We start from the raw sequence: 9329 nt of genomic DNA on the forward strand, positions 1-9329 counted from the left end.
CGAGGACCTGGCCGAGACGGCCGATCTCGTCAAGAACCTGGACCGACGGATCGTCACCGCCGAAGTCGACGTCCGCGCCCGTCAGCGCCTGCACAAACCGCGCGTGGTACCCCGCCACCTGCGCACTCAGCGCCTGGTAGTCCTGCGCGTGATCGGCGAACAACGCCGCGACAGCGGCAGACACTTCATCCCCGGCCGCGACCAAAACCTGCGTGGTCGGCACCACCGCGGCCGCATTCGCAGCGCTCAGTGCCGAACCCACTCCGGCCAGATTCGCTGCAGCAGCCGCGACAGCTTCGGGAACCACACCGACGAATGACATCGAAGTCCCTACCAATCAGTTGACATGCCAGGGAACTGAGGGTGGACCACGTTTGACCCGAATCCTCGTGGTTCCAAGTCGTCAGACTAACCAACCAACGGCATTTGATATAGGTGTAACTCGATATGTAGACCAATTTTTCAAAGGTTGCACTCAGCGCAACTTTCCCCGGTCGGTCCTCTCGCTGCTGCTTCCCGGGTGCCTCCTTCCGCCGTGTGCGGCTGTTAGGTTTAAGCCGCACAAGAGGAAGGGGACGGCGTGGGCGGACAGCTGGTCGTACTCGCGTTGGTGCTGTTCATCGCGTCTCTTATCGTCCTTGTCTACGCACTGAAGAAGCCCAAGAATTCGGGCCAGCCCACCGGACGCCAGGACCCGCTTTCGTTCGATGCACAACCGCAATTCGGCCCCCGTCAGCTCGGCCCCGGCGCCGTCGTCAGCTACGGCGGGGTGGACTACTTGGTGCGCGGCTCGGTGACGTTTCGCCAGGGCCCGTTTGTCTGGTGGGAACACTTGCTGGAAGGCGGTGCCGAGCCGTTGTGGTTCAGCGTCGAAGAGGACGAGGGACGACTCGAGCTGGCGATGTGGGTCAAACGCACCGATCTCCATCTGCAACCGAACGGTCAGCACGTTGTCGACGGGGTGCAGTTTCGGCTGAACGAGCGCGGCCATGCCGGTTACACCACCGAAGGCACGACGGGCCTGCCCCCCGGCGGTGAGATGGACTACGTCGACTACGCCAACGACGATGAGAGCGCGCTACTCTCGTTCGAGCGCTGGGCACCGAACATGCCCTGGGAGATATCGACCGGCAAGCCGGTGCTGAGCGGCGAACTCATCGTCTACCCCGCGCCTCCGCCGTCTCGCTAGGACCCGCTACCGGTGCCTCTTCACCAGCTCGCCGTCGCTCCGGCTGACGTATCAGGCGCTCGTCTGGCCCTTGCCCTGAACGACGCTGCGCCGCCACCACTTGCCAGCTACCGGCTGACGCACCCCGACGGTGGAACCCTGGTGCTCGGCGTCTTGGGCGCGTCGCACGTGATCACCGTCGCGCACGGCACCGAGACGTTTTCCGAGCAGGTCTCGTGTCAGGTCCGCAGCGGTGCAGCGACGCTGCCCGAACGCACCGATGCGCCTGGTTATCGGCTGGAATCGCGCACCGATACGTACGAGGAGACGCAGTTCCGCCGGCTCGCGCAGGACTTACGCCATCGATGCGCGACCGAACCTGGCTGGCTCGGGGGCGTGTTTCCCGGCGATGATGCCGCGCTCACCGCGCTGGCCGCCGTGGCCGACGGCCCCGGCTGGCGTTGGCGAACCTGGCACCTGTACCCGTCCGGTGCCGGTGGCACCGTGGTCCGCACCGCGAGTCACTGGCAGCCATGAGCCGCAACCGCCTGTTGCTCATCGCCGCCGGGCTCGCCGCCTGTGGCCTCGTCTCGCTGATCTTCGGAGTGGTCCTGCTCAGTCGCAATATCGAGTCCTACGTCGCCAGCCACTATCACGAGTACTCGCACGACGTGAACGGAAAGCGCTACGTCTGCTCCGGATCCCCCAAGCAGGTGGCCGACACCCTGGCGCACTACAAATCCCCCGCGGCGCGCGCTTCCAGCGGCGCCAACCACTACCTGCGGTACAACCGCGTCATCGTCATCGTCGGTCCCGACGGCGGTTATCCGTGCAGCATCCGCGTCGAACCGCTCAGTGCTGGTTACAACCACGGATCGTTCATCTTCCTGGGTCCCGGATTCACTCCCGGGTCGCCGTCGGGCGGCTCGGGCGGCAGCCCCGGAGGACCGGGCGGCACTAAATAGCGCACACGCAAAGGAGACACGTCCATGGATCAGTCCCGGTCGGCGGCGGCGGTCGATTTCGGCACCGTAACCTTCGCCCCGATCCTGCATGGCGTGGTGGCGTCGGTGCTCTACTTCCTGGTCGGCGTGACGGTGTTGATCGGCGGATTCGTCATGGTCGATCTGCTCACGCCCGGGAATCTGCGGCACCTGGTGTTTCTCGAACGCCGGCCCAACGCCGTCGTCCTGGCGTCGGCACTGTATGCGGCCCTGGCCACGATCATCGTCGTCGCCATCTACACCAGCTCTAGTCAGTTGGGCGAGGGCCTGCTGGGCGTGGCTGTCTACGGGACGATCGGCATCCTCCTGCAGGGGCTGGCGCTGCTTATCCTGCGCGTCGTCGTGCCGGGCAACCTCTACGCCCATGTCGAAGATCCGGAGCTGCACCCGGCGGCCTTCGCCACGGCCGCGATGTTGCTGGCCATCGGCGCGGTGACGGCTGCCTCGCTGTCATGACCACCGCGCTCGCGGAGCCACGGGCCACCACCCGCTGGCGCGCCGTGCTGCTTGCCGCCGTCGCTGCGTGCGCAGCGTGCGGCATCGTCTACGAGCTCGCACTGCTGACGTTGTCGACGAGCCTCAACGGTGGCGGCATCGTTGCCACCTCGCTGATCGTCGCGGGCTACATCGCCGCTCTGGGCTTGGGCGCCCTGTTGGTCAAGCCGCTGCTGGCGCACGCCGCCGTCACCTTCATCGCCGTGGAGACGCTGCTGGGCATCATCGGCGGATTGTCCGCGGCGGCGCTTTATGTGGCGTTTGCGTTTGTCGACGGGTCGACGTGGGTGTTGGGCCTGGGCACGGCGCTGATCGGTGGTTTGGTCGGGGCCGAGGTGCCGCTGTTGATGACGTTGCTGCAGCGCGGCCAAGTAGCCGGGCCCACCGACACCGGCCGGACGCTGGCCAACCTCAACGCGGCCGACTACCTCGGCGCGCTGGTCGGTGGCCTGGTCTGGCCGTTCATCCTGCTGCCACAGCTGGGCATGATCCGCGGCTCGGCGGCCACCGGAATGGTCAACCTGGTGGCCGCGGCGGTGGTTGCGGTCTTCCTGCTGCGCCACACCGTATCCGGCCGGCAATTGGCGGCGGCGTTGTGCGCGTTGACCGCGGCACTGGCGCTGTTGGTCACGTTGCTGGTGCGGGCCCAGGACATCGAGACCACCAGCAGGCAACGGCTCTACACGGACCCCATCATCGCCTACCGGCACTCGGCCTACCAGGAGATCGTGGTGACCCGGCGGGGTAATGACCTGCGGCTCTATCTGGACGGCGGCCTGCAGTTCTCCACCCGAGACGAGTACCGCTACACCGAAAGCCTGGTCTATCCCGCGCTCGGGGACGGCGCGCGCTCGGTGCTGGTGCTCGGTGGCGGCGACGGTCTGGCGGCGCGGGAACTGTTGCGCCAGCCGGGTGTCGAAAGTGTCCAACAGGTGGAGCTCGATCCGGCTGTCATCGAGCTGGCGCGCACCACCATGCGCGAGGCCAACGGCGGTTCGCTGGACAACCCGCACGTCAACGTGGTGATCGGCGATGCGATGGACTGGCTGCGCCGCGCGGACATTCCGCCCAGCGGTTTCGATGCGGTGATTGTCGACCTACCCGATCCCGACACCCCCGTGCTGGGGCGGTTGTATTCCACGGAGTTCTACGCCTTGGTGGCTCGTGCTTTGGCTCCGGGCGGCCTGATGGTGGTTCAGGCGGGCAGCCCGTTTTCGACACGGGCGGCGTTTTGGCGCGCCGTGTCGACAATCCGTTCGGCCGGATACGCGGTCACGCCGTACCACGTGCACGTGCCGACGTTCGGCGACTGGGGTTTCGTGCTGGCGCGACGCGGCGACGTTGCGCCGAAACCGACCGTGCCGGCCGACGCTCCTCCGTTGCGGTTCCTGGACCAGCGGGTGCTGGACGCCGCGACGGTTTTCGCGGACGACGTGCGCCCCCGCCCGGTGGAGCCGTCAACCCTGGACAACCCCCGCATCGTCGAGGACATGCGCCACGGTTATGACTAGCGGCGGCGACTCTGGCGGACTTAGGGCACCTTGCCGCCGTCGAAGCCCGTGCCCCCAGGCGCCGTCAGGACCCGCACCGCCGGCGCCATTGGGCGACTTGCACACCTCCACTGACTCGATCCTTGCGATCGGTGGGCACATCGCCCTAATCAGTGCAGCGAGATGCAGTGAAAGTTGGTGAATGCCCGACGATCCTCACGTGTCCCGGCGACCCACTTCGCCACGCGTACCTGAGCTGATCCGCAGTGCGGCGCGGATGGCCCTCCATCCTCCCCCGGAATGGATCGAGGAATTCGATCGCATCACCCTGCGCGCCTGCCCCGAACTGGCCCGGGACCCTGTTCTGGCCAAGGTGGTCACCCGCGCGAATCGCAGCAATCTGGCGCACTTCGCCTCAGCCATCCTGCGCGACCCGGATGCGCCGGTGCCGGCCAATCTCAGCCCAGAAACGCTGAGCATGGCGCGAGACCTGGTTCGGCGCGGAATGGACGCCTCGGCATTGGAGGTCTACCGCATCGGACACAACTTGGCCTGGCGGCGCTGGACGGAGATTGCGTTTCAGCTCACGTCCCAACCCGAAGAGCTCCAAGGGTTGCTGGACATCCCGTTCCGGCGCGCCAACGAATTCGTCGATGCAACGCTGGCCGGCATCGCCGACCAGATGCACGCGCAGTACGCCGAACTTGCCCGAGACATCCATGCCGAGCGCAGCCAGATCGTTGCGCAAATCCTCGATGAGGCGCCCATCGACCAGGATCGCGCCCAAACGCAACTCGACTACTCCTTCGACCGGTCGCACACCGCCGCCGTCATCTGGTGTCGCGACCCCGCCAATGACCCCAATGCACTCGCAGCAGCCGCGGAGGCCTTCGGCCGGGTCGCCGGTGGCCGGCGACCGCTGAACATCAGCGCCGGGGCCGCGACTCGCTGGGTATGGGTCAACGACGCCGTGGACAGCAACGACCTGGACGTCGAGCAGCTTCACGACATCCTCGACGGGGCACCGGGATCACAACTCGCAATCGGGACCTCCGCAGCGGGGATCGAAGGATTTCGCCGCAGTCACATGGAAGCCCTCGCCACGCAGCGCATGCTGGCCCGACTGCGCTCACCCCATCGGGTCGCGTTCTTCGCCGAAGTCCAGATGATTGCCCTGCTCACCGAAAACACCGACGGCGCCGACGACTTCATCAAGGCGACCCTCGGGGACTTCGAAAAGGCCAACCCAATCCTGCACACGACCGTGCTGACGTACATCAATGCCGGGTGCAATGCCTCGCGTGCCGCGAAACTCCTTCACGCGCACCGCAATACGCTGTTGCACCGGCTGGACTCCGCTCAGCGGCTGCTGCCGCGACCGCTTAACGAGACAACTGTCGAGGTCGCGGTGGCCATCCAGGCGCTGCGGTGGCGCGGTGAGCAAGGCAGCCGTTCGACGCCGGCACACAAGGCGATGTCCAACGGTGGCCGCGTGGCAGCCTCAGGGCAGCAAAGCCGCGGTTAGTCCTCTTCGAGGGCCGCCAGCACGTCGTCGGAGAGGTCGACGTTGGTCCAGACGTTTTGCACGTCGTCGGTGTCCTCCAACGCGTCGACGAGCTTGAAAACCTTGCGGGCGCCCTCTACGTCGACGGGCACGCTGACCGACGGCTGGAAACTGGCCTCCGCCGATTCGTAGTCGATGCCGGCCTCCTGCAACGCCGTGCGCACCGCGACCAGGTCGGTCGGCTCGGAGATCACCTCAAAGCTGTCGCCGAGGTCATTGACCTCCTCGGCGCCGGCGTCCAGCACCGCCGCCAGCACGTCGTCTTCGGTCAAGCCGTTCTTCTCCAAAGTGACAGTGCCCTTGCGGGAGAACAGATACGACACTGACCCCGGATCCGCCATCGTGCCGCCGTTGCGCGTCATCGCCACACGCACCTCACTGGCGGCGCGGTTGCGGTTGTCGGTCAAGCACTCGATCAGCACCGCTACGCCGTTGGGTGCATACCCCTCGTAGGTGATGGTTTGGTAGTCGGCGCCGCCGGCCTCCTCGCCGGCGCCACGTTTGCGGGCCCGCTCGATGTTGTCGTTGGGGACCGAGTTCTTTTTTGCCTTCTGGATGGCGTCGTAAAGCGTCGGATTGCCTGCCGGATCACCGCCACCGACTCGGGCCGCGACCTCGATGTTCTTGATCAGCCGGGCGAAGTTCTTCCCGCGGCGCGCGTCGATAACGGCCTTCTTGTGTTTGGTGGTGGCCCACTTGGAATGGCCGCTCATCGCTGGTTGTACCTCTTTCGCATCAAAAAGTTCGCCTGACGATTCTACGTGGCCGCCCAGTTGCCCCGAGCGTCACGCTCGGCCGGTGACGATGTCGACAAAGAGTTGGTGGATGCGGCGGTCCCCTGTCATCTCCGGGTGAAACGCCGTCGCCAGCACCGACCCCTGACGCACCGCGACCGCGTGCCCCGCCGCCCGCGCCAAAACCTGCACCCCGTCGCCCACGCGCTCGACCCACGGCGCCCTGATGAATACCGCCCGCACGGGTTCATCAAGACCGGCAAACGCGAGGTCGCCTTCGAACGAGTCGACCTGGCGACCAAACGCGTTGCGCCGCACGGTCATGTCGATACCACGCAGGGGCAACGCCTCGCGCCCGCCCGCCCCGGCATCCACAATCTCGCTGGCCAGCATGATCATGCCGGCACAGGAGCCGTACGCCGGAAGGCCGTCGGCCAACCGCGCCCGCAGTGGCTCCAGCAGGTCCAGCTCGAGCAACAGGTGGCTCATCGTGGTCGACTCCCCACCGGGAAGCACCAAAGCCTCGACCGCGTCCAGTTCGCTTCGCCGCCGCACCGTGATCGGGTCGGCTCCGCACTCGCGCAGCGCGATCAGATGCTCCCTGGTGTCGCCCTGCAGGGCGAGAACACCGACGGTCGGTCGGTTCACGGCTGGAATCCGCGCTTGAAGCGGGTTAACCCCTCCTGCATCACCGCGGCCACCATCGCACCGCTTTGATCGAAGATCTTGCCCTGGCATAGCGCACGACCCCCGCTGGCCGACGGCGAGGACTGATCGTAGAGCAGCCATTGGTCGGCCCGGAACGCGCGCATGAACCACATCGCGTGGTCCAGCGAAGCCACCTGCAGGTGCTCCCGGACGTCGAGGTGGTTCACCTGCGCCGAACCCAGCAGCGTGAGGTCACTCATGTAGGCCAGGGCGCAGATGTGCAGGACCGGGTCGTCGGGCAGCGGGTCACGGTGGCGAAACCACACCTGTTGCTGGGAGGCCTTGCCAGGCAGCAACTCGAGCTGCTCCTGCGGCACGATGCAGACGTCCCACTCCTCGAACTGCTTGAACCCGGCGTCGTCGAAGACCTTTATCGAGCTCAACCCGGGCAAACCCTCCGGCGGCGGGGCCGCGGGCATGGCGTCCTGATGGCTGATCCCCTCCTGCGGGGTCTGAAAGGACGCACCCATGCTGAAGATGATTTCGCCGTGCTGGATGGCGTTGACGCGCCTGGTAGCGAACGATCCGCCGTCGCGGGTGCGCTCGACGGTGTAGACCGTGGGCGCCGTGGCATCTCCCGGGCGCAGGAAATAACCGTGCAGCGAGTGGACCTGATAGCGCGGCTCCACGGTACGAACGGCCGAAACGAGCGACTGTCCCGCGACGTGTCCACCGAATGTGCGCTGAAGGAAGCCGGACTCCGGGCTGAACACGCTGCCGCGGTAGATGTTGACCTCGAGTTGTTCGAGGTCGAGGATCTGCTCGATCGCCACAGACTGTTCTTACCAGCCGCGTTGGGCCAGGCGATGGGGCTCGGCGATCTCTTCCACGTTGATGCCGACCATCGCCTCGCCCAGTCCTCTCGACACCTTGGCCAGCACATCTGGGTCGTCGTAGAACGTGGTGGCCTTGACGATCGCGGCTGCGCGTTGCGCGGGGTCCCCCGACTTGAAGATGCCCGAGCCGACGAAGACGCCCTCTGCGCCGAGCTGCATCATCATCGCTGCATCCGCGGGAGTGGCGATGCCCCCAGCGGTGAAGAGGGTGACCGGCAGCTTGCCCGCGCGCGCCACCTCGACGACCAGATCGTAGGGCGCCTGCAATTCCTTTGCCGCAACGAACAATTCGTCTTCGGACAGCGATGTCAGCCGGCGGATCTCGCCGCTGATGGCGCGCATGTGGGTGGTTGCGTTGGAGACGTCACCGGTGCCTGCCTCGCCCTTCGACCGGATCATCGCCGCGCCCTCGCTGATGCGACGCAATGCCTCACCGAGGTTGGTGGCCCCGCACACGAAGGGCACCGTGAACTTCCACTTGTCGATGTGGTGGGTGTAGTCGGCGGGAGTAAGGACCTCGGATTCGTCGATGTAGTCCACCCCGAGGCTCTGCAAGATCTGTGCCTCGACAAAGTGGCCGATCCGCGCCTTGGCCATCACCGGGATGGTGACCGCGGAAATGATCCCCTCGATCATGTCGGGATCGCTCATCCGCGACACGCCGCCCTGGGCTCGAATGTCGGCGGGCACCCGTTCCAGCGCCATCACCGCGACGGCGCCGGCGCCTTCGGCGATGCAGGCCTGCTCAGGGGTGACGACGTCCATGATGACGCCGCCCTTGAGCATCTCGGCCATGCCACGTTTGACGCGCGCGGTCCCGGTCTGGCCGGAGGTCGGCTGGGCGCCGTTCTGCTGGGTGTCCACTACGCTCCTTGACTCTCTCGATGCGAGCACCAGTCTAAGGGTGGACGGCAAACCAGTTCTCCACCGCGGCATGTCACCCTGTCGCCGCACCAGACGCGCGCGTAAGGGTGTTCGGTGCCTCACGTAAGCGCGCGCTTGTTGACTTGGGTCTTGCCCCGGTGGGGGCGGCCCTGCTTGTGGTCACTGCGACGAGCTGGGCGGCGGACCTTGGCGCCTGGTTTCTGCTGCGGGTCACTCATCGCAAATGTGCGGGTAGGCCGGCTGCATCATCAACCAGGCCGCGCTATCAGCGTCAATGTCAGTAGAGCTCATTACAATCGAAAATATGTTCGACTCCCAGTTGTCGATGTTCGATGCCGGGCCCGCGCCGTTGACGGAGCGGGTGGTACCCGAGGAGGCGTTGGCGTGGCTGGATGAGAATTTGGTGCGTCAGGAGGCGTTGGCGACCACGACCGCCGAGGTCACC

General features: G+C 66.1%; 10 protein-coding genes and 1 pseudogene. 6 read left to right on the top strand and 5 right to left on the bottom strand.

Annotation, left to right across the window (positions count from 1 at the left end; translation table 11 throughout):
• Nucleotides 1-121: 121 nt before the first annotated feature.
• Nucleotides 122-322 (bottom strand): annotated as a pseudogene (locus BST27_RS28885) (PE family protein); the annotation flags it as partial.
• Between the two features lie 258 nt (nt 323-580).
• On the opposite strand from BST27_RS28885, the gene BST27_RS28890 reads away from it, so the two are divergent.
• The 6 genes from BST27_RS28890 to BST27_RS28915 all read left to right on the top strand — a co-directional run bounded on the left by BST27_RS28890 (nt 581) and on the right by BST27_RS28915 (nt 5682).
• Nucleotides 581-1189 carry a DUF4178 domain-containing protein gene (locus tag BST27_RS28890; RefSeq protein ID WP_069422516.1) on the top strand — a complete coding sequence of 203 codons (609 nt, stop codon included), beginning with the start codon at nt 581-583 and terminating at the stop codon, nt 1187-1189.
• Between the two features lie 12 nt (nt 1190-1201).
• Nucleotides 1202-1705, top strand: coding sequence for a DUF2617 family protein (locus BST27_RS28895; protein WP_069422517.1), 504 nt, complete (start codon nt 1202-1204; stop codon nt 1703-1705).
• Complete coding sequence (locus BST27_RS28900) at nt 1702-2133, top strand: DUF4247 domain-containing protein (protein WP_069422518.1); 432 nt, start codon at nt 1702-1704, stop codon at nt 2131-2133. The genes BST27_RS28895 and BST27_RS28900 overlap by 4 nt, the downstream gene beginning before the upstream one ends.
• A gap of 24 nt (nt 2134-2157) precedes the next feature.
• Nucleotides 2158-2628, top strand: coding sequence for a DUF350 domain-containing protein (locus tag BST27_RS28905; RefSeq protein ID WP_069422519.1), 471 nt, complete (start codon nt 2158-2160; stop codon nt 2626-2628).
• Nucleotides 2625-4178, top strand: a complete 1554-nt coding sequence (locus BST27_RS28910) for a polyamine aminopropyltransferase (protein WP_069422520.1) — start codon at nt 2625-2627, stop codon at nt 4176-4178. The genes BST27_RS28905 and BST27_RS28910 overlap by 4 nt, the downstream gene beginning before the upstream one ends.
• A gap of 181 nt (nt 4179-4359) precedes the next feature.
• Nucleotides 4360-5682 (top strand): Rv1453 family transcriptional regulator, encoded by a 1323-nt coding sequence (locus BST27_RS28915; protein WP_079220247.1) that lies wholly within the window; start codon nt 4360-4362, stop codon nt 5680-5682.
• On the opposite strand, the gene BST27_RS28920 is transcribed toward BST27_RS28915, so the two are convergent.
• The 4 genes from BST27_RS28920 to pdxS form a co-directional block, all read right to left on the bottom strand.
• Complete coding sequence (locus tag BST27_RS28920; RefSeq protein ID WP_069422521.1) at nt 5679-6434, bottom strand: YebC/PmpR family DNA-binding transcriptional regulator; 756 nt, start codon at nt 6432-6434, stop codon at nt 5679-5681. The genes BST27_RS28915 and BST27_RS28920 overlap by 4 nt on opposite strands.
• 72 nt (nt 6435-6506) lie before the next feature.
• Complete coding sequence (gene pdxT, locus BST27_RS28925; protein ID WP_069422522.1) at nt 6507-7103, bottom strand: pyridoxal 5'-phosphate synthase glutaminase subunit PdxT; 597 nt, start codon at nt 7101-7103, stop codon at nt 6507-6509.
• Entirely contained in the window at nt 7100-7936 is an 837-nt protein-coding gene (gene tesB, locus BST27_RS28930; RefSeq protein WP_069422523.1) for an acyl-CoA thioesterase II, read from the bottom strand. The genes pdxT and tesB overlap by 4 nt, the downstream gene beginning before the upstream one ends.
• Nucleotides 7937-7945: 9 nt before the next feature.
• A complete protein-coding gene (gene pdxS, locus BST27_RS28935) occupies nt 7946-8863 on the bottom strand; it encodes a pyridoxal 5'-phosphate synthase lyase subunit PdxS (RefSeq protein ID WP_069422524.1) in 918 nt (305 codons plus the stop codon).
• Between the last annotated feature and the right edge of the window lie 466 nt (nt 8864-9329).

Source organism: Mycobacterium intermedium (assembly GCF_002086275.1).
GTDB classification, from domain to species: domain Bacteria; phylum Actinomycetota; class Actinomycetes; order Mycobacteriales; family Mycobacteriaceae; genus Mycobacterium; species Mycobacterium intermedium.

What these genes read in the sequence shown, in the direction of transcription:
- BST27_RS28900 (WP_069422518.1), top strand. Translation starts at nt 1,702, where the DNA reads ATGAGCCGCAACCGCCTGTTGCTCATCGCCGCCGGGCTCGCCGCCTGT.
- BST27_RS28905 (WP_069422519.1), top strand. Translation starts at nt 2,158, where the DNA reads ATGGATCAGTCCCGGTCGGCGGCGGCGGTCGATTTCGGCACCGTAACC.
- BST27_RS28910 (WP_069422520.1), top strand. Translation starts at nt 2,625, where the DNA reads ATGACCACCGCGCTCGCGGAGCCACGGGCCACCACCCGCTGGCGCGCC.
- BST27_RS28915 (WP_079220247.1), top strand. Translation starts at nt 4,360, where the DNA reads ATGCCCGACGATCCTCACGTGTCCCGGCGACCCACTTCGCCACGCGTA.
- BST27_RS28920 (WP_069422521.1), bottom strand. Translation starts at nt 6,434, where the DNA reads ATGAGCGGCCATTCCAAGTGGGCCACCACCAAACACAAGAAGGCCGTT.